This window comes from Neisseria dentiae, from assembly GCF_024580525.1.
GTDB classification, from domain to species: domain Bacteria; phylum Pseudomonadota; class Gammaproteobacteria; order Burkholderiales; family Neisseriaceae; genus Neisseria; species Neisseria dentiae_A.
The window spans coordinates 25,583-50,542 of record NZ_JANIKQ010000005.1 but is presented as its reverse complement, the minus strand read 5'-3'; the positions used below and the strand labels follow the sequence as shown (position 1 = coordinate 50,542).

The 24,960-nt window shown below is 58.2% G+C and carries 22 protein-coding genes; 18 read left to right on the top strand and 4 right to left on the bottom strand.

The genetic code is table 11. The annotated features are described in order from the left end of the window. Positions 1-119 precede the first annotated feature (119 nt). The 3 genes from NQ012_RS04540 to NQ012_RS04530 all read left to right on the top strand — a co-directional run bounded on the left by NQ012_RS04540 (position 120) and on the right by NQ012_RS04530 (position 4,218). Positions 120-1,031: an AAA family ATPase gene (locus NQ012_RS04540; RefSeq protein WP_257066432.1), complete on the top strand. Its 912-nt coding sequence runs from the start codon at positions 120-122 to the stop codon at positions 1,029-1,031. Further along, positions 1,015-1,962, top strand: a complete 948-nt coding sequence (locus NQ012_RS04535; RefSeq protein ID WP_257066430.1) for a DUF58 domain-containing protein — start codon at positions 1,015-1,017, stop codon at positions 1,960-1,962. Before NQ012_RS04540 ends, NQ012_RS04535 begins: the two co-directional genes overlap by 17 nt. A gap of 228 nt (positions 1,963-2,190) precedes the next feature. Then, the gene (locus tag NQ012_RS04530; RefSeq protein ID WP_257066428.1) at positions 2,191-4,218 is read left to right on the top strand and encodes a transglutaminase family protein; all 2,028 of its coding nucleotides are present in this window, start codon (positions 2,191-2,193) and stop codon (positions 4,216-4,218) included. 79 nt (positions 4,219-4,297) lie between these two features. Here NQ012_RS04530 and acuI read toward each other — a convergent pair whose 3' ends face one another. Further along, positions 4,298-5,281, bottom strand: a complete 984-nt coding sequence (acuI, locus tag NQ012_RS04525; RefSeq protein ID WP_257066427.1) for an acrylyl-CoA reductase (NADPH) — start codon at positions 5,279-5,281, stop codon at positions 4,298-4,300. Between the two features lie 188 nt (positions 5,282-5,469). Further along, positions 5,470-7,263 carry a bifunctional chorismate-binding protein/class IV aminotransferase gene (locus NQ012_RS04520; RefSeq protein WP_257066426.1) on the bottom strand — a complete coding sequence of 598 codons (1,794 nt, stop codon included), beginning with the start codon at positions 7,261-7,263 and terminating at the stop codon, positions 5,470-5,472. Positions 7,264-7,414: 151 nt separating this feature from the next. Between NQ012_RS04520 and ppk2 the strand changes: the two genes are divergently transcribed. Further along, positions 7,415-8,344 (top strand): polyphosphate kinase 2, encoded by a 930-nt coding sequence (ppk2, locus tag NQ012_RS04515; protein WP_257066425.1) that lies wholly within the window; start codon positions 7,415-7,417, stop codon positions 8,342-8,344. Between the two features lie 138 nt (positions 8,345-8,482). Next, positions 8,483-8,833 carry a hypothetical protein gene (locus tag NQ012_RS04510; RefSeq protein WP_257066424.1) on the top strand — a complete coding sequence of 117 codons (351 nt, stop codon included), beginning with the start codon at positions 8,483-8,485 and terminating at the stop codon, positions 8,831-8,833. Between the two features lie 160 nt (positions 8,834-8,993). Here NQ012_RS04510 and trhP read toward each other — a convergent pair whose 3' ends face one another. Further along, a complete protein-coding gene (gene trhP, locus NQ012_RS04505) occupies positions 8,994-10,349 on the bottom strand; it encodes a prephenate-dependent tRNA uridine(34) hydroxylase TrhP (protein WP_257066422.1) in 1,356 nt (451 codons plus the stop codon). A gap of 363 nt (positions 10,350-10,712) precedes the next feature. Between trhP and NQ012_RS04500 the strand changes: the two genes are divergently transcribed. Together NQ012_RS04500 and dtd are read left to right on the top strand one after the other, a co-directional pair. After that, entirely contained in the window at positions 10,713-11,462 is a 750-nt protein-coding gene (locus NQ012_RS04500; RefSeq protein WP_085365618.1) for an amino acid ABC transporter permease, read from the top strand. A gap of 77 nt (positions 11,463-11,539) precedes the next feature. Beyond that, positions 11,540-12,001, top strand: a complete 462-nt coding sequence (dtd, locus tag NQ012_RS04495; protein ID WP_257066421.1) for a D-aminoacyl-tRNA deacylase — start codon at positions 11,540-11,542, stop codon at positions 11,999-12,001. A 74-nt stretch (positions 12,002-12,075) separates the two neighbouring features. Here the strand turns inward: dtd and luxS are convergent, their stop codons facing one another. Beyond that, complete coding sequence (gene luxS, locus NQ012_RS04490) at positions 12,076-12,582, bottom strand: S-ribosylhomocysteine lyase (RefSeq protein ID WP_257066420.1); 507 nt, start codon at positions 12,580-12,582, stop codon at positions 12,076-12,078. Positions 12,583-13,063: 481 nt separating this feature from the next. On the opposite strand from luxS, the gene NQ012_RS04485 reads away from it, so the two are divergent. The 11 genes from NQ012_RS04485 to metE all read left to right on the top strand — a co-directional run bounded on the left by NQ012_RS04485 (position 13,064) and on the right by metE (position 24,882). After that, positions 13,064-13,540: a TonB-dependent receptor plug domain-containing protein gene (locus tag NQ012_RS04485; RefSeq protein ID WP_373566633.1), complete on the top strand. Its 477-nt coding sequence runs from the start codon at positions 13,064-13,066 to the stop codon at positions 13,538-13,540. Further along, positions 13,531-13,866 (top strand): TonB-dependent receptor domain-containing protein, encoded by a 336-nt coding sequence (locus NQ012_RS04480; protein WP_306440815.1) that lies wholly within the window; start codon positions 13,531-13,533, stop codon positions 13,864-13,866. The genes NQ012_RS04485 and NQ012_RS04480 overlap by 10 nt, the downstream gene beginning before the upstream one ends. 78 nt (positions 13,867-13,944) lie before the next feature. Continuing rightward, entirely contained in the window at positions 13,945-14,865 is a 921-nt protein-coding gene (locus NQ012_RS04475) for an alpha/beta hydrolase (protein ID WP_257066419.1), read from the top strand. Beyond that, positions 14,862-15,716, top strand: a complete 855-nt coding sequence (locus NQ012_RS04470; RefSeq protein ID WP_257066418.1) for a siderophore-interacting protein — start codon at positions 14,862-14,864, stop codon at positions 15,714-15,716. Before NQ012_RS04475 ends, NQ012_RS04470 begins: the two co-directional genes overlap by 4 nt. A gap of 31 nt (positions 15,717-15,747) precedes the next feature. Next, complete coding sequence (locus NQ012_RS04465; RefSeq protein ID WP_257066417.1) at positions 15,748-16,746, top strand: siderophore ABC transporter substrate-binding protein; 999 nt, start codon at positions 15,748-15,750, stop codon at positions 16,744-16,746. Positions 16,747-17,035: 289 nt separating this feature from the next. Further along, positions 17,036-17,830: a cation transporter gene (locus NQ012_RS04460; protein WP_257066416.1), complete on the top strand. Its 795-nt coding sequence runs from the start codon at positions 17,036-17,038 to the stop codon at positions 17,828-17,830. Positions 17,831-18,018: 188 nt separating this feature from the next. Continuing rightward, positions 18,019-18,987 (top strand): ABC transporter permease, encoded by a 969-nt coding sequence (locus tag NQ012_RS04455; protein WP_257066414.1) that lies wholly within the window; start codon positions 18,019-18,021, stop codon positions 18,985-18,987. Further along, the gene (locus NQ012_RS04450) at positions 18,977-19,930 is read left to right on the top strand and encodes an iron chelate uptake ABC transporter family permease subunit (RefSeq protein ID WP_257066411.1); all 954 of its coding nucleotides are present in this window, start codon (positions 18,977-18,979) and stop codon (positions 19,928-19,930) included. The genes NQ012_RS04455 and NQ012_RS04450 overlap by 11 nt, the downstream gene beginning before the upstream one ends. A 154-nt stretch (positions 19,931-20,084) precedes the next feature. Next, positions 20,085-20,843: an iron ABC transporter ATP-binding protein gene (locus NQ012_RS04445; RefSeq protein ID WP_257066410.1), complete on the top strand. Its 759-nt coding sequence runs from the start codon at positions 20,085-20,087 to the stop codon at positions 20,841-20,843. A 159-nt stretch (positions 20,844-21,002) separates the two neighbouring features. After that, positions 21,003-22,400: a PepSY-associated TM helix domain-containing protein gene (locus NQ012_RS04440; RefSeq protein ID WP_257066409.1), complete on the top strand. Its 1,398-nt coding sequence runs from the start codon at positions 21,003-21,005 to the stop codon at positions 22,398-22,400. A 202-nt stretch (positions 22,401-22,602) separates the two neighbouring features. Next, complete coding sequence (gene metE / locus NQ012_RS04435) at positions 22,603-24,882, top strand: 5-methyltetrahydropteroyltriglutamate--homocysteine S-methyltransferase (RefSeq protein WP_257066408.1); 2,280 nt, start codon at positions 22,603-22,605, stop codon at positions 24,880-24,882. The last annotated feature ends 78 nt before the right edge of the window (positions 24,883-24,960 follow it).

Below are 24,960 nucleotides of genomic sequence, written 5' to 3'. Positions count from 1 at the left end.
ATGTAAGAGTTTTGTTTAATTATGTTAAAATGCCGCAACATAAAACAAGCGCACAGGCCGTCTGAAAAACGCTTTCAGACGGCCTGAATTTACCCGCAACCCGTTTGGCAAACATCATAATGAATACCGACATACAACACGCATTGCAACAGCTCAACACGCTGATTTTGGGAAAAGAAAACGTTTTGCAGCAACTGTTTACCGCCGCGCTCGCCGGCGGCCACGTTTTGCTCGAAGACGTGCCGGGCGTGGGCAAAACCACGCTGGCGCACGGCGTGGCGGCGGTGTTGGGGCTGGATTACCGCCGCGTGCAGTTCACCAACGATATGCTGCCTTCCGATCTGTTGGGCATCAACGTTTACCGCCCCAACGAAGGCCGGTTCGAGTTCCACCCCGGCCCCGTGTTCCACGCCTTCTTATTGGCCGACGAAATCAATCGCGCCTCGCCCAAACTGCAATCCGCGCTGCTCGAAGCGATGGAGGAGCGGCAGGTGTCGGTGGACGGGCAAACCTACGCCCTGCCCGAGCCGTTTATCGTGATGGCCACCCAAAACCCCGCCGAGCAGCTCGGCACCTTCCCCCTTCCCGAATCGCAACTCGACCGCTTTATGATGCGCCTGAGTATGGGCTACCCCGCCGCCGATGCCGAAAAACGGCTGTATGCAGAAGGCGGCGGCCGCCGCAACCTGCCCGCTTTGCAGGCCGTTTGCGACGCCGCAACGCTCGCGCAATGGCAGCGGCAGGCTGCGCAGGTGAAATTTTCGCAGGCCGCCGCCGATTATGTTTACCGGCTCGTGCAGGCCACGCGCCAGCCCGGCCGTTTCGTGCTCGGCTTAAGCCCGCGCGCGGGTTTGGCGGTAGTGGCCGCGGCCAAAGCGCGGGCATTTATGCTGGGCAGGCCGCACGTGCTGCCCGAAGACGTGAAAGCCGTGTGGGTGCCGGTGGCCAACCACCGACTGCAACCCGTGCAGCAGGGCTTGACCAGCACGCAGATTCTGGCGGATATGCTCGACCATGTTGCCGTTGCGTAAACGCCGTCTGAATGCCGCACAGGGCGAAACCGCTTCTGTGGCCGCCCTGCATTGCCGCCCCACCCGTTTGGGCGTGGGGCTGGCGGTAACGGTGGTGCTGCTGTGGCTGGTGGGGCTGAACTATCAGGTGAATCTGGCTTATGCCGCCGCTTTCTGGCTGGCGGGCTTTTTGCTGGTGTCGGTGCTGCTCAACCTGCGCCAGCTCTCGGCTTTGCAGATAACGGCGGATATGCCAGCAGAAGTGTTTGCCGGCGGCCATGCCGTGCTGGAGCTGGCCGCCGCCGGCGACACCCGCCGCCGCTGGCTGTGGCTGTGCAGCGAAAACGATTTTGCCAACCCGCGCACGCCGCCGGCGAAATTGTGGCGGGCGTGGCACATCGGTTCGGACGGCCTGCCTGTTTTCCAATGGCACATCCCCGCCGTGATGCGCGGTTATCTGCGCATACCGCCGTTGCGCGTCGCTTCGGTGGCGCCGTTCGGCGTGAGCATGGTGCAGTGCGTGTGGCGCTGGCCGGGCGAAGCAGTGGTGTTTCCCGCGCCCCTTCCCCACGATTTGCCCGATATGCCCGCCCGCAGCGGCGAAACCGACCGGCAACGCCCGCCCGCGCAGGGCGGCGATGATTTGGCTTATTTGCAGGCGCACCGGCAGGGCGCGTCGTTGCAGCACGTTGCCTGGAAAACCTATGCCAAAACCGGCGAAATGCTCGACAAACGCTTTGAAGAGCCGCAGCAAGCCGCCCGCAACACCGTTATTTCTTATGCAGACTACCCCGCCGGCACCGATAAAGACCGTTTGGCGGGCTTGTTGTGTTTCCGCGTGCTCGAAGCCGAACGCCGCGGCCTGCCGTATTCGCTGGAGCTGCCGCAGCGGCTGATTGCACCGCAGCACGGCCAGCGGGAAATCTGTCTGACGGCGCTGGCATTGTGGTAGCGGCAAGCGGTATGAAGCCCTTGCAAAACTCATTGAGGCTGAGACCTTTGCAAAGCTGCCTTCAGGCCGTCTGAAATGTTTGATTTCGTCATTCCCGCGCAGGCGAAAATCCAGATAGAAAATTTTAAGTATTGATTAAACAAACACTTGGATGCCAAGTGTCTGGATTCCCGCCTGCGCGGGGTAGCGCAGCGGACTTGCGAAGCTAATGACGGCAAATAAACTTTTTTGGGTCTTGCAAAGGTTTCAGGCCGTCTGAAAAAACTATTCATCCATAACATTATGCTGATTCCCAATCCTTCTTTCCTGCAACAGCCGCCGCCGCGCACGGTGGCGTTTGCCGTGCTGCTGGCTTTGCTGTGGACGGCGCTGCCGTTGGCCGCATCGCTGCCCGCCTCGGTTATTGCGGTGTTCGGCGGCCTGTGGCTGCTGCGGCTGGCCCTGCTGAAAGCCGACATCGGCCGCGTGCCGAAAGCCGCGCTGCTGTTGCTGGCGGCGGTGGCGGGGCTGCTGGTGTGGCAGCAGCTCGGCACGGTGTTCGGGCGCGAGGGCGGGGTGGCGTTTCTGCTGTTGCTGGTAATGCTCAAAGCGTTCGAAGGCAACAGCCAGCGCGATTGGCAGGTGCTGCTGCTGGCCATGCTGTTTTTAATCGGGTCGTCGGTGCTGCTCAACCAGAGCCTGTTTATCGGCGTGTGGCTGCTGCTGGCGCTGGCGGCCGTCAGCATATGTTTCGCCGTATTGTGCGGATTGGGCGGCAGGGAAGCCTTCAAACGCAGCGCGCAGGCGCTGCTGCTCACCCTGCCGCTGACGGTGGTGCTGTTCGTGGCGGTGCCGCGCCTGAACGAACCCTTGTGGCGGATTCCGCAGCAGACGCAGCAGGCCAAGACAGGCTTGTCAGACACCATGGAGCCGGGCAGCATCAGCAATCTGGTGCAGAGCGACGAATGGGTGGCCAACATCACTTTTTCAGACGGCCTCAAGCCGCAGCGCAGCGATTTATACTGGCGCGCCATCATCATGGGCGAATTCGACGGCACGCGCTGGCAGGCGCTTAACGGCAACTATATCGACGAAGCCCGCACCGCCGCCGCCGAACGCACCGTTGCCTACCAGATGATTATCCGCGACCAAAACGGCGTTCTGCCCGCATTGGACTACCCCACGGCAGAGCTGCCGGCGGGCGTGGAAAAAAGATTGGGGCAGACCATACGCGCCAGCCGCAGCCGCGAAGGCTTGCGCCGCCTCAGCCTGCAAGCATCGCTGAGCGACACCCTGCCGCACGCCCTTGATGCCGGCGGGCAAAACTTCTACACCCGCCTGCCAAGCGGCAACCCGCAAACCCGCAGCCTGGCCGAAACGCTGGCGCAGCAGTCGGCCACCCCGCGCCAGTTTATCGGCAAAGTGCTCGAACACTACCGCCGCCAAAACTTCGCCTACACCCTGCAACCGCCGCGCACGGCCGGGCGCGACGGTATCGACGAATTTATGTTCCGCACCCGCCGCGGCTTCTGCGAACATTACGCCCAAAGTTTTGTGGTGATGATGCGCGCCGCCGGCCTGCCCGCGCGGGTGGTAACCGGCTATCTGGGCGCCGACTATAACGAACAGGCGGGCTTTTGGCAGATTCGCGCCAAAGACGCCCACGCATGGGCCGAAGTGTGGCTGCCGCAGGAGCAGGTTTGGCTGCGCGTCGATCCCACCGCCGCCGTGTCGGCCGTACGCGCAGCAAGCGGCATCAGCCAAGCCCTCGCCGCCGACGAGCGCGACATGGTGGCCGACAGCGGCAGCCTGTTTGCCCGCTGGCGCGATACGGGGCAGTTTTACTGGCAGCAATGGGTGGTGAACTACGACCAAACCAAGCAGAACAGCCTGTTTGCCCGAGTCGGCCTCGGCGGTTTCAACTGGCAAACCCTGCTGCTGGTGCTGCCCGCCGCCCTCGCCACCGCCCTGCTGCCGCTGGCGCGCTGGTGGTTCGGCGGCCGCAACCGCGAGCGCGATTTTCTCAACGAAGGTTTTGCGCTGGTTAAAAGCGCGGTTTTGGGTAAAGACGATGAAACCGCCGCCGCCGTCAGCGCGGGCGAACTCAACCGTATGCTGCACGAAAACGGCATCGCCGACCCGGCCTTGTCGCACCTGCTGCAACAATACGAACACTGGCTGTATGCCGCCGAAAGGCCGTCGTTGCGCACGCAGAAACGCTGGTTTGCCGCCGCACGCAAAACGGCGAAACGCTACGGCGCCGGCCGGCGGGGGTGATGCTGCGGGTTGAAGCAAAGGCCGTCTGAAAATATTTTTCAGACGGCCTTTGCTTTATCTGTTTTGCGTTTGCAACAGGTTAAACCGCCACCACCACGCGCCCGCGGATTTCGCCGTTAATCAGGCGTTCGGCGGTTTGGGGCACTTCTTCCAAACCGATTTCATGGCAGCCTATCGCTTGCAGCAGGCTCGAGCCGCCGAGCAGGGCAGCCAGTTCGCTCCAAGCGGCCAGGCGGTCGGCGGCGGGGCGCATCACGCTGTCGATACCGGCAAGCGTGATGCCGCGCAGGATAAACGGGGCGACAGTGCCGTCGAAATCCATGCCCTGCGCCAAGCCGCAGGCCGTCACGGTGCCGCCGTAGCGGGTGGCGGCGCAGATGTTGGCCAGGGTGTGGCTGCCCAGCGTATCGACGGCGCCTGCCCAGCGTTCTTTGGCCAGCGGTTTGCCTTTGGCGCGGTATTCGCTGCCGTCCATCACGGCGGCGGCGCCTAAAACATCGGTTAAATAGGCGGATTCGTGGGTGCGGCGGGTCAGCGCAGTAACGGTGTAGCCGAGTTTGGCGAGCAGGGCGGTGGCGAAACTGCCCACGCCGCCGTTGGCTCCGCTCACCACGATGTCGCCTTTATCGGGGGTAACGCCGTTTTTCGCCAGCGCCTGCACGCACAGCATGGCGGTGTAGCCCGCGGTGCCGAGAGCCATGCAGTCTTTCAGGCTGAGTCCGTCGGGCTTGGGGGTGAGGTATTGCGCGGGCACGCGGGCGAGTTCGGCCAGCCCGCCCCAGTGGTTTTCGCCTACGCCCCAACCGTTGAGGATCACTTCGTCGCCCGCCCGGTAGGCGCTGCTTTGGCTTTCGACCACTTCGCCGGCGAAGTCGATGCCGGGCACCATGGGGAAGTTGCGGATAATCAGCCCCTTGCCGGTGATGGCGAGGGCGTCTTTGTAGTTGAGGGTGGAATATTTCACGCGCACGGTTACATCGCCTGCGGGCAGATCGCCTTCGGAAATGTTGTCGCTGAACACGGTGCGGTAGTCGGGGTCTTTCAGAATCAGAATGCCTTTCATGGCTGGCTCCTTTCGAGGTAGGTTCCGGCACATTGTAGGCAGGTGGGTGAGGGCGGGCAATGGTTGGTTGGAGGGAAGTTGTGCAAAATCATGTTCAGGCCGTCTGAAACCGGTTGCGGTTTTCAGACGGCCTGAAATTTTTCCAAACGTTTAAACGGATACGGTTGCCGGACTGAAAACAAAGCGGCCTATTCCGCCCAATCCACGGCAAACACGCCGCGCAGGGCGTTGCTCAGGCGGATTTCTTCGGCACGGCGCAGCATGGCGCGGGTGATGCGGCTTTCGTGCACGGTTGCCGTGCCCAAATAGTGTTCGGGGTCGGCCAGCACGGCTTGGCGCATCACGCCGTTGAGTATGTCCAAACCGAGGGCGGGGGTGTGCCATTCGTTGCCGGTTTTCACAAACACGTTGCTGCGGCCGCCTTCGAGCAGGAAGCCGTCGCGGTTGAAAAACAGGCTGTCGAACGCGCCTTGCCGTTCGGCTTCCCGCCAACCCGTATCATAAATTTCGCGGCGGGTGGTTTTGAAACGGCGCAGATAGTCGTGCACGGGCAAAACCGTTTCGGCCGGGCACACCTTCGGCAACGGCGGTCCGCCGCCCAACGGCGCGTGGCTGAAGGTGAGGCCGCTTGAAGCGGTTAATTCGGCTTTCACGCGGAAAATGCCGTTGTCGGGCAGGGTGTTCAGGTAGGCGCGGATATGTGCTTCGGGGTTGTCGGGGCAGGGCAGGTTGAGGTCGGCGGCAGACTGTTTCAGACGGCCTGCATGAAGGTGCAGCAGGGCGCATTGTTTGTGTTGCGCGCGCAGGGTTTCAAAAATGCCGAACTCGGGTTGGAGGCGGGTGAGGAAACGGGCTTTCCATTGGCACTCGGTGTATTCGGCCTGCGCTTCGCTGTCGGCCACGATGCCTGAGCCTACGCCGTAAACGCCGCGGTAGAGGCCGTCTGAAAGAGGGGAGAGTTCCAGTGTGCGGATCACCACGTTGAGCGTGCCGCGAAAGCCCAGGCCGCCTTCGCAAGGTTCGAGAAAGCCGATGCTGCCGGTGTAAAGCCCGCGCGGCGCGGTTTCGGTTTGGCCGATAATCTGCATGCTCATGCGTTTGGGCGCACCGGTAATCGAGCCGCAGGGGAAGGCGGCGCGGAAAATATCGGCGGCGCGGGTTTGCGGCTTGGCTTCGGCTTCTATCAGGCTGGTCATCTGCCACACGCTGCCGAAGCGGCTCACTTTAAACGGCTCGGGCACACGCACACGGCCGGTTCGGGCGATTTTGCCCAAATCGTTGCGCAATAAATCCACAATCATCACGTTTTCGGCGCGGTTTTTCGGGTCGGCCTGCAAGGTACGGGCGCGTTGCTCGTCGAGGCCGTCGTTCAGAATCGGCGCCGTGCCCTTCATCGGCTCGGTGCGGATGAGGCCGTCTGAAGAAATATCGAGAAACAGCTCGGGCGAAAAACACAATATCCAGCGCGGCTTGCCGTGCACGTCGGGCAGGCAGGCGCAGGCGCCGTAGGGAACGGGCTGGCGCAGGCGGCGGTAGAGTTCGGCGGGGTGGCCGTAGGCCGTGAGGTGCAGGCGCGTGGTGTAGTTGATCTGATAGGTGTCGCCGCGTGCAATCGCCGCCTGTATGTCGTGCACGGCCTGTATATAGGCGGTTTGCGGGGTGTCGCTTTGCGGGGCGGAAATACCGGCCGGCGCGCTTTGCGGGCAATGTGCCGCCAGCCACGAGGCCGCATCGGTTTCGCGTTTGCGCGTAAACCAATGCAGGGCGAGGCGGGCATCGGCGCGGCCGGGCAGGTTGGCGAGCGGCAGGCCGAATTCGTAGTCGGCGCAGATGAAAACGTGTAGTCCGCGCTGCCAACCCTCGTGCAGGCATTGGTCGAGCGAGCCGAGTTCGGCGGCGGTGAGAAAACGGCTGTGGGCATAGCCTTCGTAACAAACGGCACGGCCGTTTACGGCATCATCGAGCAGCGCGGAATAAGGCATGGCGGGCAGGATTAAAAAACCGCCATTATAGCCGACTGCGGGGCGGAAATCTAGTCGCGTGTAGTTTTTTTGTTCGTTTATGTAAAAAGTAGTAGAATGCCCCTATAAATTTTACAGATTCCGATTAACCCTTTCTATATAAGGAGCATACATGTCCGACCACCAATTAAAACCGTTTGAACAAGTGAATCTCGGTGAAAAAAAAGAAGAGCTGCAAGTGTTCGAAAAAGCCGTTTTGGAACACAAAGGCCGCATAACCAAAGAAGATTCGGGCACCGCACCGCTGCCGGAAAGCTATCCCTACCGTACCCGCATGAGCCGCAGCGTTTACGAAAAAGAGAAGAAAAAGCTGCAAATCGAGCTTTTGAAAGTGCAAAGCTGGGTGAAAGATTCCGGCCAGCGCATCGTGTGCCTGTTTGAAGGCCGCGACGCAGCGGGCAAGGGCGGCACCATCAAGCGCTTTATGGAACACTTAAACCCGCGCGGCGCGCGCGTGGTGGCTTTGGAAAAACCCACCGAAACCGAAAAAGGCCAATGGTATTTCCAACGCTACATCCAAAACCTGCCCACATCCGGCGAAATGGTATTTTTCGACCGCTCTTGGTACAACCGCGCCGGCGTGGAGCGCGTGATGGGCTTTTGCGAACCGCACGAATACCTGCTGTTTATGCGCCAGACGCCCGAGTTCGAACGCATGTTGGTGGCCAGCGGCATCCATCTGTTTAAATTCTGGTTTTCGGTGAGCCGCGAAGAGCAGTTGCGCCGCTTTATTTCCCGCCGCGACGATCCCTTGAAACACTGGAAACTCTCGCCCGTCGATATCCAGTCGCTCGACCGCTGGGACGACTACACCGATGCCAAAAACGCCATGTTTTTCCACACCCACACGGGCGACGCACCGTGGACGATTATCAAATCCGACGATAAAAAACGCGCCCGTTTGAACTGTATCCGCGCGTTTCTGCATTCGCTCGACTACCCGGGCAAAGACGTGAAAGCCATCGGCGCAGCCGACCCGCTGCTGGTGAAAGTGCCCGACACCAAATTCTCCGACAACAACTTTGATGTAATTGCCGACTAATCGGGCAAAAGCCGTTGTGCAGGCCGTCTGAAAAGCTGTGAATGTTTTCAGACGGCCTGTTTTTCGGCAGTTTCAACTTTTCAAAATATGCAATTAAGATATAATAACCGTTCCGATAACATAAAAAGCCGAAACATCATGACACGATACGCCCTCTTACTTACCGCCGCCGCGATGGTGCTGACCGCCTGCGGCACGCAAAAAGCCGTCCGCCCCGATGCCCCCGCCCCTGCGGTGGCCGAATCGCAGGCGCAGACCGTTCACTACAAAACCAAAAAAGGCAAACGCTTAACCGCCGTTTACCACAACAACCACAGCCCGTTAACCGTCGAGTTAAAGCAGGGCAACAGCGTGGAAAAACTGAAACAGGTTCAGTCGTGGGCCAAAGGCGTGGAATACGCCAACGGCACAACCCGCTGGCACGTTCAGGAAGGCCGCGCCACGCTCAAGCGCAAAGGTGTGGTCAGTGTTTATTACGAAACGAACTGACGCCGCCTTTGGTGCGGGTTAAACATAACACAGGCCGTCTGAACACATATTCAGACGGCCTGTGTGCGTTTGGCAAAGGTATCGGCCTGTTTTGCCGGCCGGCTTGCCCGTTGTGCCGGGGCGCGGCAACGCCGTGGCGGAAGCCGGCCCCAGTTGCGGGTTAAGGATTCATAATCCGCGCAATCAGCGCGTTTTCTTTGCCCTGCATATGCGGGATTTTCACCTGGATGCCGTTGCCGGGCGCGGCCTCCACCGCTTCGCCTTTGCGCGTGATGGCTTCCAGCACCAGCGTTTGGTTGCCTGCGGGGTGGATGATTTCCAGCGTGTCGCCCACGGCGAAGCGGTTTTTCACTTCTACCGTAGCCCAGCCTTCGGCGTCGATTTCCAGCACTTGGCCGACAAACTGGCTTTGTTTGGCGAGCGAATGGCCGGCCAGATAGTTTTGGTAGTCCTGCGTTTGGTGGCGCTCCAAAAAGCCGGAGGTGTAGCCGCGGTTGGCCAAGCCTTCGAGTTCGGCCAGCAGGCCGTAGTCAAACGGTTTGCCGGCTACGGCATCGTCAATCGCTTTGCGGTAGGCCTGCGCCACGCGGGCGACGTAGTAAACCGATTTGGTGCGGCCTTCCACTTTGAGGCTGTCCACACCGATTTCGGCGAGCTTGGCCACCTGCTCGATAGCGCGCAGGTCTTTGGAATTCATGATATAGGTGCCGTGCTCGTCTTCCATAATCGGCATGTATTCGCCGGGGCGGTTGGCTTCTTCGATTAAAAACACTTTGTCGGCGGCGGGGTGGCGCTGCTGGCCGTTAATGCCTTCGAAGGCTGCATTCGCTTCTTCTTGCGCGCGGTTGAAATCGAAGCCTTGCAACAGCTTGGCATCGCCCGCTTCGTCTTCCGTGCTGCCGTGCACTTTGTAATCCCAGCGGCAGGCGTTGGTGCAGGTGCCTTGGTTGGGGTCGCGGTGGTTGAAATAGCCCGACAGCAGGCAGCGGCCGGAGTAGGCGATGCACAAGGCGCCGTGCACGAACACTTCCAATTCGATATCGGGGCATTGCTGGCGGATTTCGGCGATTTCTTCCAAACTCAATTCGCGCGAGAGAATAATGCGCTCCACGCCGATTTTCTGCCAAAACTGCACGCCCCAATAGTTGGTGGTGTTGGCCTGCACCGATAAATGAATCGGCATATGCGGCCATTTTTCGCGCACCTGCATAATCAGGCCGGGGTCGGCCATAATCAGCGCATCGGGCTTCATGGCGATTAAGGGTTCCATATCGGCCATAAAGGTTTTCAGCTTGGCATTGTGCGGCAGGGTGTTGACGGTTAAAAAGAACTTTTTGCCGCGCGCGTGCGCTTCGGCTATGCCTTGCTCGAGCACGGGCAGTTTGGCGAATTCGTTGTTGCGGGCGCGCAGGGAATAGCGCGGGCTGCCGGCATATACGGCGTCGGCGCCGTAGTCGAAAGCCGCGCGCATACGTTCGAGGCCGCCGGCGGGAAGAAGCAGTTCGGGTGATTTCATGATGTGTTTTGTTTTGAAAATAAATATATTTCAAACGTTTAGGCCGTCTGAAAAAGAAATGGGAAAGGGGTGGGATTATCCGCTTTTTCGCAGGAGCGGTCAATTTGGGCGGCGGCCGGGGTTTTCAGACGGCCTGAAGTGAGGGCGGTATTTACGCGGAAGGGTGCAGCATTTTTAGCGGAGTGTGCAACAGACAGCAAGCAATCAGCATGATGTGCTTCTTTTCGGGGCTGGCGGCATTTTTGCAAAGTCTCAGGCCGTCTGAAATAAATCATCTCAACGAATGTGTTTTCTTGTAAAATAGCCCGCTTCACGCTGCGGCCGCACGCCGTTTTCTTTGATTCTTTTTCTGAAAAACCAGGCATGAATTTCCGTTTCGACATTATCTACGAATATCGCGAGATGTTTTTCTACGGCGCGCTGACCACGCTGGGGCTGACGGTGGCGGCCACTTTGGGCGGCACGGTTTTGGGCTTGTTCGGCGCGCTGGCGCGTTTGACCCGTTTTGAAAAAGGCAACCCCCTGCTGCGCGCGTTGGCATGGCTGCTGCGCACCGTTTCGTTGGTGTATGTTACGCTGTTTCGCGGCACGCCGTTATATGTGCAGATTTTCATTTGGTATTTCGTGTGGGCGGTGGCCTTAATCCACCCCACAAACGGCTGGCTGATCAGCGGCGATCTGGCCGTGGAATTGCGCCGCAATTACGGCGCCCTGATTGCCGGCACGCTGGCGTTAACCGTGAATGCGGGTGCCTACATCACCGAAATTTTCCGCGCGGGCATCCAGTCTATCGACCGCGGCCAGATTGAAGCCGCGCGTTCGCTGGGTCTGACTTATCCGCAGGCCATGCGCTATGTGATTCTGCCGCAGGCGCTGCGCCGTATGCTGCCGCCCTTAGCCAACGAATTTATCACGCTGCTGAAAGACAGCTCGCTGCTTTCGGCGATTGCCGTTACCGAGCTGGCTTATGTGCAGGCCACCATTTCGGGGCGGTTTTCGATTTACGACACCCCGCTCTACACCGTGGCGCTGATTTATCTGGTGATGACCATGTGCTTGGGCTGGCTGTTTTCGTGGCTGGAAAAACGCTATAACACGGCAGGGCAGCGTTAGCATAAAGGCCGTCTGAAAGAAAATATTTTCAGACGGCCTTTCACTTGATTTGATTGATAGGGAAGGCTGTTTTAGATATGAGAGCCGTTATCCAAAAAGTTACCCGCGCCGCCGTGGAAGTGGTGGGCGGCAACGGGCGCGAAACCGCCGGATGCATCGGCCACGGTTTTGTGGTGCTGCTCGGTGTGGGCCGCGGCGACACCGAAGCCGACGCCCGCTACATCGCCGATAAAACCGCCAACCTGCGTATTTTTGAAGACGGCGCGGGCAAGCTGAATCTGTCGCTGCAAGACACCGGCGGTGCGGTATTGCTGGTGTCGCAGTTCACGCTTTATGCTGACGCCCGCAACGGCAGGCGGCCGTCATTTTCGGAAGCTGCACCGCCGGAAGAGGCCAACGCACTCTACGAACAGGTTGCCGCCATGCTGCGCGGGCACGGCATCACGGTGGAAACCGGCCGTTTCCAAACCCATATGCAGGTGAATCTGTGTAACGACGGGCCGGTTACGCTGCTGCTGGACTCCCGGAAACAGTTTTAAAGTTCTCTTGCCGATAACAAACTTGAAGGCCGTCTGAAAAGTTTTCAGATGGCCTGTTTTATCGCTTGCAGGCATCAGTTGCCCAACAGGCTTTCGTCTAATGTCAAATCTTCGCTTTTGTTCACGCCAACCTTGCGTTCGATGATGTTGCGGGCGATGCCTTGCGCCTCGGCCAGCGAGTGCATCTGATAAGTGCCGCACTGGTATTCGTTCAGCTCGGGGATTTCGTTTTGGTTTTGCACGTTTAACACATCCTGCATCGAAGCGAGCCACGCATCGGCCACGCGGGCTTCGTCGGGCGTGCCGATCAGGCTCATATAAAAACCGGTGCGGCAGCCCATCGGCGAAATATCGATGATTTCCACATCGGCGCCGTTCAGGTGGTCGCGCATAAAGCCCGCAAACAGATGCTCCAGCGTGTGTATGCCTTTTTCGGGCAGAATTTCCTGATTCGGTATGCAAAAACGCAAATCGTAAACGGTGATGTTGTCGCCTTTGGGCGTGCGCATGGTTTTGGCCACCCGCACCGCCGGCGCGTGCATACGGGTGTGGTCTACTTTGAAACTGTCGAGCAGCGGCATAATCGTTCCTTTGCAAAATTGTGGCAAAGCCGAATCATAGCATTTTCGGCCGCAGGCCGTCTGAAAACAAAGCTTCTGCCGGGTTATGGTCAGTCAAAAGTATGCGCGTCATACCCGGGTTTGCCGGGTATCTCAAAACTCGCTGAAACTCAAGATGCCCGGGTCAAGCCACGATTACGGGGATTGGTTATTAAGAAATTGTTTTAAAACATAAAATTACATAATGGTTTCTGCAAAACCAAAGCAGGGGCAGCTTCAGACGGCATGGCTGCCGTTTGTTACGGTATAAATGTAAAAATCTAAATCTAATAAAAACTATTATCTATATCCATGTTAAACTGGATAACGCTAATTTATTCCTAAGTGCGTAGGCAGAAGGTTTGAGAAGCGGATTTTAACCAAAAATACCGCCGCAACGCGGCCAGCTACACGCCCCGGTTCAAACATCTTGTTGGAAACATTCGGAAAAAGGAAGAAGCCTGTGCCCCACATCATAAGCAATCCCCTGTTTACCGTGGCCGTCCTGCCCTTGTCGCTGGCCGCCGCATTTGCCCACGCAGAAGAGTGGCAGAGCGCCCAAACGGCCGAACTCGACACCGTTTACGTTACCGCCGAGCGCAAAGTGCAGCAGCAGCTCGGCGTATCGAAAATTTCGGCGGGCGACATCGACAAGCGCCCCGTTGCCAGCGATATTTCCGAGCTGGTGCGCACCATGCCCGGCGTTAACCTTACCGGCAACACCGCCACCGGCCAGCGCGGCAACACCGCCACCGGCCAGCGCGGCAACACCGCCACCGGCCAGCGCGGCAACACCGCCACCGGCCAGCGCGGCAACAAGCGTCAAATCGACATCCGCGGCATGGGCCCCGAAAACACGCTGATTTTAATCGACGGCAAACCCGTTACCTCACGCAATGCCGAACGCAACACGCGCGGCGACTCCAACCGCTGTCGCTGATTCCCAAGCACACCATCAACAGCACGCTGGCCTGGACGCCCAATGAAAAATGGGACGCCAACCTTACCTTCACCCACTACGGCCGCCAAAAACCGCGTAGCGTGGCGATTAACCGCATCGAAAACAGCGACGGTTTGGGCAGCAGCGAAATCGGCAGCTACGGCATTTGGGGCGTGAACGCAGGCTACCGCTTCGGCAAAAAATCCGAAGCGCGCTTGGGCGTGAGCAATATCGGCGACAAAAAAATCTACCGCACCGGCAACGGCGCCTACACCTACAACGAACACGGCCGCGCGTTTTACGGCAGTTTGAAAGCCGGCTTTTAACCGGCAAAGGCCGTCTGAAAACCGTTTCCGCCGGTTTCAGACGGCCTGAACCTTTACTGCTTGCGATACGCTCTTGGAATGCCGATGCTCCGTTACCTGCTGTTGTGCCTGCTTGCCGCCGCGCCGATGGCCGCTGCCGCGCCTGATTTGACCCGCCCCGCCGATTTGTCGGCCTTGGCACGGGGCGACACGGCTTACCGTTTTGAAACGCTGCATTTCCGTTCGGCAGACGGCAAACGCGGTTACCGCGTGTTTCTCGGTATCCCCAAACAGCCCGCGCCGCCGCAAGGATTCGCCGCGCTGTATGCCTTGGACGGCAACGCCCTGCCCGAACATTTGCAGGCGGCGGATACAGGCCGTCTGAAACATCCGCCGGTGCTGGTGTTGATCGGTTATGACACGCCCTTGCGTTTTGCCACGGCCGAACGCGCTTGGGACTATACGCCGCCGGTTTCAGACGGCCTTCCGGCGGCGGATACCGCCGACCCCGCGCGGCTCAACGGCGGCGCGGCTGATTTTCTGCACTTGCTGAACCGAACCATACGCCCTGCCGTTGAGCAGCGCGTGCGCCTGAATCCGCAGCGGCAAACCCTGTGGGGGCATTCCTACGGTGGTTTGTTTGTGCTGTATGTATTGGGCGCGCAGCCGCAGGCGTTTACGCATTATGTGGCGGCCGATCCGTCGTTGTGGTGGCAAAACGGCCTGTTCCTCTCGCGCTACGCCCCGCAATGGCGCACGCAGAATATGGCCGGCAAGCAATTGTTATGGCTGCAAAGCGGCGCCGCCAAGCCCGAAAACGCGCAGGTGGCAGAAGAGCGCGTCCGCCGCCACCGTGCGGCAACGGCCGCCGTTTCAGCTGAAACGCTGGCCGCATGGCGGGATCAGTTGGCAAAGCGCGGCGACCTGCATTTCGAATACCGCCTGCTGCCGCAGCACAACCACGGCAGCCTGCTGCCCTTTTCGTTTTTATCGACATTAGATTCCGAAAGCCGACCATGACGAACCCTAGCGAAAACGACCCCCACCGCGTGCGCCTGATACAGGTGCAAAGCTGGCACGACGTCGGCAAACACCTGCGCCGCATCGTGTTCCACAGCCCCGAGCTGGCCGATTATCCGTTCCGCTGCAACGGCGCGCCGTTCAAGCTGCTGCTGCCGCGCGAAGGGCAAAGCGCGCCCGTGTTGCCCGAAAGCTTTGAAAAAGGCCGTCCGCGCTGGGCCAATCCCGCTGACAAGCCCTATTCGCGCACCTACACCGTGCGCGCGTTCGACCGCCAAGCCTGCACGTTTACCGTCGATTTCGTGCTGCACGGCGACAATGGCCCCGCTTCGGCGTTCGCCCATCATGTAGAAATCGGCCAAACCGTCGGCATCAATGCCCCGCGCAACACCCGCGACCCGATGCTGCTGCCTGCCGCCGAATATCTGCTGGTCGGCGATTTAACCGCCGTGCCGGCCATTCAGTCTATGCTGGAAGATATGGCACCCGACGCGCGCGGGCAGGTGATTCTGCTGCTGCCCGAAGCCGCCGACCTGCCCGCCGATTTCGCCTGCCCGCCGCAGGTGGCGCATAGCGTGTTCACCGGCGGCAGCGAGCAATACCCCGCCGTGATCGCCGCCGCCCGCCAAGCGCGTCCGCAAAGCGAAAACTGCTATGTGTGGATTGCCGCCGAAGCGGGTTTAACCGCACCTTTGCGCGAACTTGCCCGCAAGGAGTGGCAACTGCCGGTCAGCCGCTGCGTGGCCGTGCCTTATTGGCGCATGGGCGAGGCGGAAGAGGACTATCACGCCAAACGGCATGAATTTATGGACGCTGATGCCGATGAAGGCAGGCCGTCTGAAAACCATTAATTTTGATTACCCGCTTGAGGAGCATTAACCCATGAAAAACTTCCGTTTAACCCTGTCTGCTTTGGCCTGCATCACCGCGCTGGCCGCCTGTTCGCAACAAGAAAGCAAAAACGCAGCCGCTTCCGGCGCCGCTTCGCAAACGGCCGCCGCTGCTTCCGCGCCGGCAGCCGCCCATAAAATCGAGGGCGAAAGCGTAACCGTTGCCACCGCGCGCGGCGAAGCCGCCGTGCCGCTTAAGCCCGAGCGCATCGCCGTTTACGATTTGGGCATGATTGATACCTTGAGCAAACTGGGCGTGCCCATCGGCGCATCAATCGACGAATCGCGTTTGGACTATCTGAAAGACGCGATTAAAGATGCCAAAAAAGCCGGCACGCTGTTCGAGCCAAACTACGAAGCGCTCAACGAATACCAACCGCAGCTGATTATCACCGGTTCGCGCACCGCCAAAGTGTTTGACGAACTGAACAAACTGGCGCCCACCATCGAGATGACCGCCGACACCAAAAACATGAAAGAAAGCGCGAAACAGCGCATCGACGCGTTTGCCAAAATTTTCGACAAACAGGCCGAGGCCGACAAACTGAAAGCCGAAATCGATGCCGCGTTTGACGCCGCCAAACAGGCAGCCGCAGGCAAAGGCAAAGGCTTGGTGATTCTGGTGAACGGCGGCAAAATGTCGGCCTTCGGCCCCGATTCCCGCTTGGGCGGCTGGCTGCACCGCGACATCGGCATACCGGCGGCAGATGACAAAATCAAAGAAGGCAGCCACGGCCAGCCCATTTCGTTTGAATACATCAAACAGCAAAACCCGGATTGGCTGTTTGTGCTCGACCGCAGCGCCGCCATCGGCGAAGAAGGCCAGGCCGCTAAAGACGTGCTGAACAACCCGCTGGTGGCCGAAACCACCGCCTGGAAAAAAGGCCAGGTGGTGTATCTGGTGCCGGAAACCTATTTGGCGGCCGGCGGCGCGCAGGAATTGCTGAATTCGGCCAATCAGGTGAAAGAAGCATTTGCGGCCGCGAAGTAAGCCGCGTTTTCAGACGGCCTGAACAGCATGGCGGGTAGGCCGTCTGAAAACATTTATTCGGCGTTATATGGATTCACCGCCATACCCGGGCTTGGCCCGAGTATCTTTCCGTTTCATAAAAAATAACAGATACTCGGGCCAAGCCCGAGTATGACGCAGAGTGTTTCGTATGATGCAGAGATTTTCAGACAGGCATTGGGGAATCCCACCCTACGCAAACTGCTTGAGTGATGCCTGTCTGAAAATAAGCATCGCAGGGGTGTAACCAAACGAATAAACAGGATTTGCCATGTATCGAACCGTATTCCGCATTGCCAAAATGGATTGCCCTTCGGAAGAAGCGCTGATCCGCATGAAGCTGGACGGCCTGGACGGCATCCGCTCGCTGGATTTCGATATTGCCAACCGTCGTTTAACGGTGTGGCACCAAGGCGCTTACCAGCCGATTTTGCAACGGCTCGACAGCTTGGACTTTGATACTTCGCTGCTGGAGAGCGCTGAAACGGATGCGGATGCCGCCGTTTTGCAACCCGCCGCCGAGCGCAAACTGCTGTGGCAGGTTTTAGCCATCAATCTGTTTTTCTTCGTGCTGGAAGCGCTGAGCGGCCTTTTGGCCGGTTCGATGGGGCTGCTGGCCGACAGTTTGGATATGCTGGCCGACACCTTGGTTTATGCCCTCGCCCTGCTGGCGGTCGGCGGCACGGCGGTGCGCAAGAAACACACGGCCAAAGCGGCGGGCATCTTGCAATTGGTGCTGGCGTTGTGGGGCTTTTTCGAGGTGCTGCAACGTTTTTTCGGTTGGGTATCCCTGCCCGATTTCCGCCTGATGATAGGTATTTCCTTGCTGGCCTTGGCCGGTAACGCGTTGTGTTTGTATCTGCTGCAAAAAAGCAAAAGCCGCGAAGCGCATATGCAGGCCAGCATGATTTTTACCGCCAATGATGTTCTGGTGAATTTGGGCGTGATCGCCGCCGGCGTGCTGACTTGGCTGAGCCATTCGAAATATCCCGATTTGTTGGTCGGCACTTTGGTATTTTTGCTGGTCGGGCGCGGTGCGCTGAATATTTTGAAACTGTCGAGATGAGTATGACGCAGGGGATTCCACATAACGCAGAAGGTTTCAGACAGGCATTTGGGCATCCCACCCTACGCAAACTACTTGGGCTTGACGATGATGCCTGTCTGAAAAAATATCCGATCGCCTGATTAACCGTTCAGACGGCCTAGTAAACAGGCCGTCTGAAAACCGTTTTCCTTTTATTAAACCGTGTGATGCCGCAAAAAACCTTACCTTTTCTCGCGCTTAACCTGATTGTGCTGGCGCTGCTGTTCGCCGTCAGCCTTTCGGTGGGCGTGGCCGATTTCAGTTGGACGAAGCTGTTGGCGTTTTCCGACGATATGCAGCTGATGCTCACCAGCCGCCTGCCGCGCACCTTTGCCATTGTGCTCACTGGCGCGTCGCTGGCGGTGGCGGGCATGATTATGCAGATCCTGATGCGCAACCGTTTCGTCGAGCCTTCGATGGTGGGCGCAAGCCAGAGCGCGGCTTTGGGTTTGCTCTTGATGGCCTTGTTTTTTCCGGCCGCTGCGCTGATGACCAAAATGTCGGTGGCGGCGGCAGCGGCCATGGCGGGGATGCTGGTGTTTATGGCCTTAATCCGCCGCCTGCCGCCCACCGCGCAATTGATGGTGCCGCTGGTGGGGATTATTTTCGGCGGCGTGATCGAATCGGTGGCGGTGTTTATCGCTTATGAAACCGAGATGCTGCAATTGTTGGGCGTGTGGCAGCAGGGCGATTTTTCCGGCGTGTTGCTGGGGCGTTACGAATTATTGTGGATGACCGGCATTTTGGCGGTATGCGCCTATCTGATTGCCGACCAGCTCACCATTATCGGGCTGGGCGAAACGGTGGCGGTGAACCTCGGCTTGAACCGCAACACCATTCTGTGGGCAGGCTTAATCATTGTCGCGCTGATTACCTCGCTGGTGGTGGTAACGGTGGGCAATATTCCGTTTATCGGTTTGGTGGTGCCCAATATCGTGTCGCGCATGATGGGCGACAAGCTGCGCCAAAGCCTGCCGGCGGTGGCTTTGATGGGGGCGGCGATGGTGTTGCTGTGCGACATCATCGGCCGCTTAATCCGCTTTCCGTTTGAGATTCCCGTATCAACGGTGTTCGGTGTAACGGGCACGGTATTGTTTTTGTATCTGCTGTTGAGGAAGCCTGCCCATGCCGTCTGAAAGCAAACGATCTTTGTGGCTGGCCGCCGCTTTGCTGCTGGCTTCCTGCACGCTGTTTCTCACCTTAAACGCCCACGGCAATTGGGATTTCATCCTGCCCTTGCGCGCCGCCAAGCTCGCTTCTCTGCTGCTGGTGGCCTATGCGGTGGGCGTGTCGACGCTGCTGTTCCAAACCATTACCAACAACCCGATCCTCACCCCTTCGATACTCGGTTTCGATGCGCTGTATGTGTTTTTGCAAACGCTGCTGGTGGCGCTGTTGGGCGGCGTGGGCTATACCCATCTGCCGGTGCTGGGCAAATTCGGCTTCGAGCTGGCGGCGATGATCGGCGGCTCGCTGCTGCTGTTTCAAATGCTTTTGCGACAAGGCGGGCGCGATCTGGCGCGCATGATTTTAATCGGCGTGATTTTCGGCATTCTGTTCCGCAGCCTTTCCTCTTTGCTGCAACGCTTGATCGACCCGGAAGAATTCGCCGTGGCGCAGGCTTATACCTTCGCCTCGTTTAACAGCGTCAACCGCAATCTGCTCGCCATCGCCGCCGTGATTCTGTTTATTAGCGCGTTTTGGATTTGGCGCGAACGCCACCGCCTCGATGTTTACCTGCTCGGCCGCGATCAAGCGATTAATCTGGGCATACCCTATGCCCGCCATACTTTATGGTTGTTATCGTGGGTGGCGGTGTTGGTGGCCACTTCCACCGCACTGGTCGGCCCGGTCAGCTTCTTCGGGCTGCTGGTGGTGGCGTTGGCCAACCATTTCGCCCCCAATATGAAACACAGCGTGCGCCTGCCGATGGCGTTTCTCACCGCCGGCGTGTTGCTGGTGGCGGGGCAGACCGTGTTCGAACACGTTTTGGGCATGAAAGCCGTGTTGAGCGTGGTGGTGGAATTCGCCGGCGGGCTGGTGTTTTTATGGCTGGTGTTGAAGAAGCGGCGTAGTTAATCAGCTTAAGTACAGACGTCATACTCGGGCTTGACCCGAGTATCTTGAGTTTCATCAACATGAGATGCCCGGGCCAAGCCCGAGCATGACGGAACAGAGGCCGTCTGAAAGCCATTGAAACCCTATTCAATAAAAACACAACCATTGGATAACCATGATTGAAATACGCAACGTCAGCCACGCCATCGGCGGACAAACCATTTTAAACAACGTCAGCCTCGATATTCCGCAAGGCGGCATCACCGCATTAATCGGCCCCAACGGCGCGGGCAAATCGACGCTGCTGTCGCTGATGGCGCGGCTGCAACCGCTGCACGGCGGCCGCATCGCCTACAACGGCAAAGACGTTTCCCGCACCCCCACCGCCGAGCTGGCGCGGGTGTTGTCGATACTCACGCAGGAAAACAGCATCATCAGCCGCATTTCGGTGCGCGATTTGCTGATGTTCGGCCGCTATCCCTACCATCAGGGCAGGCCGTCTGAAAGCGACAAAGCCATCGTGGAAAACGCGCTGGCCGAATTCGACCTGTTGCCGCTCGCCCACCGCTACCTCACCGAATTGTCCGGCGGCCAGCGCCAGCGCTCGATGATTGCGATGGTGTTCTGCCAGAGCACCGAATATGTGCTGCTCGACGAACCGCTCAACAACCTCGATATGTATTACGCCCGCAGCCTGATGCAGCTTTTGCAGAAACTCACCCGCGAACACCAACGCACCACCGTGGTGGTGCTGCACGACATCAACCAGGCCGCGGCCTATGCCGATTTCGTGGTGGCGATGAAAAACGGCCAAGTGGCGCTGCAAGGCCACCCCAACGAGGTGTTTATGCCGGAAAATATTCAAGAACTGTTCGATATGGAAGTAAATGTTTTGGATTACGAAGGGCGCAAACTGATTGTGCATCATATTTGAGGCTCTTACGCCCGTATTGGGGTGTTGCCCTCGATATGCGGATTCGCGGCCATCTGAAACGAATAATATGGCCGCGAGTATTTTTTTGTCTTAGGGCAAGTTGAAGCATGGCGGAATATGGTATGTTGCCCCGCGATTGATGCACAAAGGAGACGAAAAATGCAGGTTGAATCCGAAAAAAAGCGGGCGGCCGGGCATTATGCCGCAATATGGCGTTGGCACTTTTATATGGGAATAGCGGTTGCTCCCTTCCTTATGCTGCTGGCAGCCACCGGTTTGGCTATGATGTTATTTGCGCACACTGCCGGCAAAGAAGGCGAGCGCACCAAGGTTGCGGTATCGGGGCATACCCGGCCTTTGTCGCAGCAGGCGCAGGCTGCGCTGGATGCGGTCGATAAAGACTACGGAATGGTGGTTCAATATATTGCGCCGCGTGCTGCCGATACGGTGGCCGTGTTCCGCGTCGACAAAGGTTCGGGTGAGGCATTGATGGTGGCGGTTGATCCTTACAGTGCCAATGTGGTGGGCATCTATCCGCGCAACAAAAGCCTGTATCACCTGATGGATGAAATCCATAGCGATATGCTGATCGGCAGCTTTGGCGACTATGTGCTGGAAACTGCTGCCTCACTGACGGTGCTGCTGGTGATCAGCGGTTGGTGGCTTTGGCACTGCAAACGGGGAGGCATCGGCAAAATGCTCGCGGCTCCGTTGGAGAAAAAGCGTTCGCTGTGGCGCAACCTCCATGCTCTGACGGGCACATGGATCAGCCTGATGCTGCTGCTGTTTTGCCTCTCGGGTATGGCTTGGGCCGGAATTTGGGGCGGGAAGGTGGTGCAGGCTTGGAGTCAGTTTCCTGCCGGCAAGTGGGGCGTGGAACCTGTTCCGGCTTCAACTTTGCCCCTGCATGGTGATTTGAACGACGGCAAAACCAAGGAAATACCGTGGGTGTTGGAGCTGACTCCGATGCCGCAGTCCGGTACAACATTGGGCAGCGGCGGCATAGACCCTGCGCTGCCGCTAACATTGGATACGGTTGACCGCTTTGCACGCGACAGCGGTTTTGAAGGCCGTTACCAGCTGTATTTTCCCAAAGGCGATACGGGGGTTTGGACGTTAAATCAGGATTCGATGAGTTACGACAGCCCCAGCCCGACAGCCGACCGCACCGTACACATCGACCGTTACAGCGGCAAAGTATTAGCCGATATCCGCTTTCAAGATTACAACCTGTTCGGCCAATTTATCGCAGCTTCCATCGCATTTCATATGGGAACGATGGGGTGGTGGAGCTTGGCATTAAACGTGGCTTTCTGTTTGGCTGTTATTTTTATGTGCGTCAGCGGCTGGGTGATGTGGTGGCAGCGCCGCCCCGAAAATGCCAAAGGCTTGCTACCGCCTCCGCACCGCCGTTCAGACGGCCTGCCTAAAGCTCCCGCAGTATTGTTGCTGCTTGCGGCCTTAGTGTTTCCGACGGCTGCCGTTGCCATTGCCGCAGTTTGGCTTTTAGACAAACTGCCGTTATCGCGGAGGCTGATGGCGAAATATCTGAAATAGCCGTTATGCCCGATGCGGTCAGGCCGTCTGAAACAGGAGTAATCATGCGCCCGAATAACTTTTCAGACGGCCTCAAACCGTTTTCTGCATTAATTTCATTCATCAACCCCATGCAAATTTAGCGTTTGCAATATGGCGTAAAAACATTCAATATGCCAGCCTGACAAATTGTTCCACCGAATATTCCCGTAAAGGATACCTTATGAATACTTTTCACCTGTCCGGCTATCCGCGCATCGGCGCGAAGCGCGAATTGAAATTTGCCGTAGAAGCCTTTTGGAAAGGCGCGAAAACCGAGGCCGAAGTCGAGGCCGTTGCCGCCGAAATCCGCCGCCTGAACTGGGCTACCCAAAAAGCCGCCGGCGCCGATTTGGTGCCTGTGGGCGATTTTTCTTTTTACGACCATGTGCTTGATTTGCTGTGCACTTTGGGTGCGATTCCGAAACGCTTCGGTTTCGACGCAGCCAAATTAACCCTGCCCGAATACTTCCAACTGGCGCGCGGCAACGCCACCCAGTTTGCGATGGAAATGACCAAGTGGTTCGACACCAACTACCACTACATCGTGCCCGAATGGCACGCCGACACCGAATTTTCGGTTAACGCCGGCCGCCTGATCGCCCAAATCAAAGAAGCCAAAGCGCAAGGTTACGACATCAAGCCCACTCTAGTCGGCCCGCTGACCCTGCTGTGGCTGGGCAAAAAGAAAGAAGAATTCGGCTGCCGCGTCGCCACTCTGCTGCCGAAACTGCTGCCTGCCTATACCCAGTTGTTGCGCGAGTTGGCCGCCGAAGGTGTGGATTGGATTCAAATCGACGAGCCTATTCTCGCAGTTGACGCGCCCAAGCCTTATTTAGATGCCTTCCCCAACACCTACAAAGAGCTGGCCAACACCGGCGTTCGCATCATCATCGGCACTTATTTCGCTTCCGTTGCCGAACACCTAAACCTGCTGAAAAACCTGCCGGTGCACGGCGTGCACATCGACGCGGTGCGCGCTCCCGAGCAGCTGGCCGTGTTCGCCGATGCCTGGCCGGAAAACAAAGTGCTGTCCGTCGGCCTGATCGACGGCCGCAACGTATGGCGCGCCAACTTGAGCAAAGTTATCGATACCCTGAAACCCGTTGCCGACAAACTGGGCAACAACCTGTGGATTGCGCCTTCCTGCTCGCTGCTGCACAGCCCGCAAGATTTGGCCGTCGAAGAAAAACTCGATGCCGAAATCAAATCCTGGATGGCGTTTGCCGCGCAAAAACTGGTTGAGCTGGGCGTGGTGAAACAAGCCCTGGCACACGGCAAAGACAGCGTGAAAGAAGCCATCGCCGCTTCCGATGCCGCTGCCGCCGATCGCGCCACCAACAAGAAAATCCACAACGAAGCCGTGCAAAAACGCGTGGCCGACCTGCCCAAAGGTGCCGACCAGCGCAAATCACCGTTTGCCGAGCGCATCAAGGCCCAACAGGCTTGGATGAACCTGCCCGTGCTGCCCACCACCACCATCGGTTCTTTCCCGCAAACCGCCGAAATCCGCCAAGCGCGCGCCGCCTTCAAAAAAGGCGAGTTGAGTGCCGCCGATTACGATGCCGCGATGAAAAAAGAAATCGCCTACTGCGTGGAAGTACAGGAAAAATTGGAGCTGGACGTGCCCGTACACGGCGAAGCCGAGCGTAACGACATGGTGGAATACTTCGGCGAGCAACTGGCCGGCTACTGCTTTACCCAATTCGGTTGGGTGCAAAGCTACGGCAGCCGCTGCGTGAAACCCCCGATCATTTTCGGCGACGTTTCCCGCCCCGAGCCGATGACTGTTTACTGGTCTTCTTATGCCCAAACCTTAACCAAACGCCCGATGAAAGGAATGCTCACCGGCCCCGTTACCATGTTCAAATGGTCGTTCGTGCGCGACGACGTGCCCTTGAGCGTGGTGGCCAAACAAATCGCGCTGGCCTTGAACGACGAAGTGCTGGATTTGGAAAAAGCCGGCATCAAAGTGATTCAGATCGACGAACCGGCCATCCGCGAAGCCATGCCGCTGAAAAAAGCGCAATGGGACGAATACCTGGCCTGGGCCTGCGAATCTTTCCGCCTGTCGTCCACCGGCGCCGAAGACAGCACCCAAATCCACACCCATATGTGCTACTCGGAATTTAACGACATCCTGCCCGCCATCGCCTCTATGGATGCCGACGTGATCACCATCGAAACCTCGCGTTCCGATATGGAATTGCTGACCGCCTTCGGCGACTTCAAATACCCGAACGACATCGGCCCGGGCGTGTACGACATCCACAGCCCGCGCGTACCGACTGCCGCTGAAGTGGAAAAATTGCTGCGCAAAGCGATGGAAGTGGTGCCGGTTGAACGTTTGTGGGTCAACCCCGACTGCGGCCTGAAAACCCGCGGCTGGAAAGAAACCGTCGAGCAGTTGGAAGTGATGATGGAAGTAACCAAAAAACTGCGCGCCGAGTTGGCCGCCAAATAATGCCGAGTCTTTGAAATAGAGAAACAAAGGCCGTCTGAAAGTTTTCAGACGGCCTTTTTTGTGCGTATTGCCTTTGTT

Coding starts and splice junctions, on each gene's coding strand:
- NQ012_RS04540 (WP_257066432.1), top strand. CDS start 120: ATGAATACCGACATACAACACGCATTGCAACAGCTCAACACGCTGATT.
- NQ012_RS04535 (WP_257066430.1), top strand. CDS start 1,015: ATGTTGCCGTTGCGTAAACGCCGTCTGAATGCCGCACAGGGCGAAACC.
- acuI (WP_257066427.1), bottom strand. CDS start 5,281: ATGAAAGGCATTCTGATTCTGAAAGACCCCGACTACCGCACCGTGTTC.
- NQ012_RS04520 (WP_257066426.1), bottom strand. CDS start 7,263: ATGCCTTATTCCGCGCTGCTCGATGATGCCGTAAACGGCCGTGCCGTT.
- ppk2 (WP_257066425.1), top strand. CDS start 7,415: ATGTCCGACCACCAATTAAAACCGTTTGAACAAGTGAATCTCGGTGAA.
- NQ012_RS04510 (WP_257066424.1), top strand. CDS start 8,483: ATGACACGATACGCCCTCTTACTTACCGCCGCCGCGATGGTGCTGACC.
- trhP (WP_257066422.1), bottom strand. CDS start 10,349: ATGAAATCACCCGAACTGCTTCTTCCCGCCGGCGGCCTCGAACGTATG.
- NQ012_RS04500 (WP_085365618.1), top strand. CDS start 10,713: ATGAATTTCCGTTTCGACATTATCTACGAATATCGCGAGATGTTTTTC.
- dtd (WP_257066421.1), top strand. CDS start 11,540: ATGAGAGCCGTTATCCAAAAAGTTACCCGCGCCGCCGTGGAAGTGGTG.
- luxS (WP_257066420.1), bottom strand. CDS start 12,582: ATGCCGCTGCTCGACAGTTTCAAAGTAGACCACACCCGTATGCACGCG.
- NQ012_RS04475 (WP_257066419.1), top strand. CDS start 13,945: ATGCCGATGCTCCGTTACCTGCTGTTGTGCCTGCTTGCCGCCGCGCCG.
- NQ012_RS04470 (WP_257066418.1), top strand. CDS start 14,862: ATGACGAACCCTAGCGAAAACGACCCCCACCGCGTGCGCCTGATACAG.
- NQ012_RS04465 (WP_257066417.1), top strand. CDS start 15,748: ATGAAAAACTTCCGTTTAACCCTGTCTGCTTTGGCCTGCATCACCGCG.
- NQ012_RS04460 (WP_257066416.1), top strand. CDS start 17,036: ATGTATCGAACCGTATTCCGCATTGCCAAAATGGATTGCCCTTCGGAA.
- NQ012_RS04455 (WP_257066414.1), top strand. CDS start 18,019: ATGCCGCAAAAAACCTTACCTTTTCTCGCGCTTAACCTGATTGTGCTG.
- NQ012_RS04450 (WP_257066411.1), top strand. CDS start 18,977: ATGCCGTCTGAAAGCAAACGATCTTTGTGGCTGGCCGCCGCTTTGCTG.
- NQ012_RS04445 (WP_257066410.1), top strand. CDS start 20,085: ATGATTGAAATACGCAACGTCAGCCACGCCATCGGCGGACAAACCATT.
- NQ012_RS04440 (WP_257066409.1), top strand. CDS start 21,003: ATGCAGGTTGAATCCGAAAAAAAGCGGGCGGCCGGGCATTATGCCGCA.
- metE (WP_257066408.1), top strand. CDS start 22,603: ATGAATACTTTTCACCTGTCCGGCTATCCGCGCATCGGCGCGAAGCGC.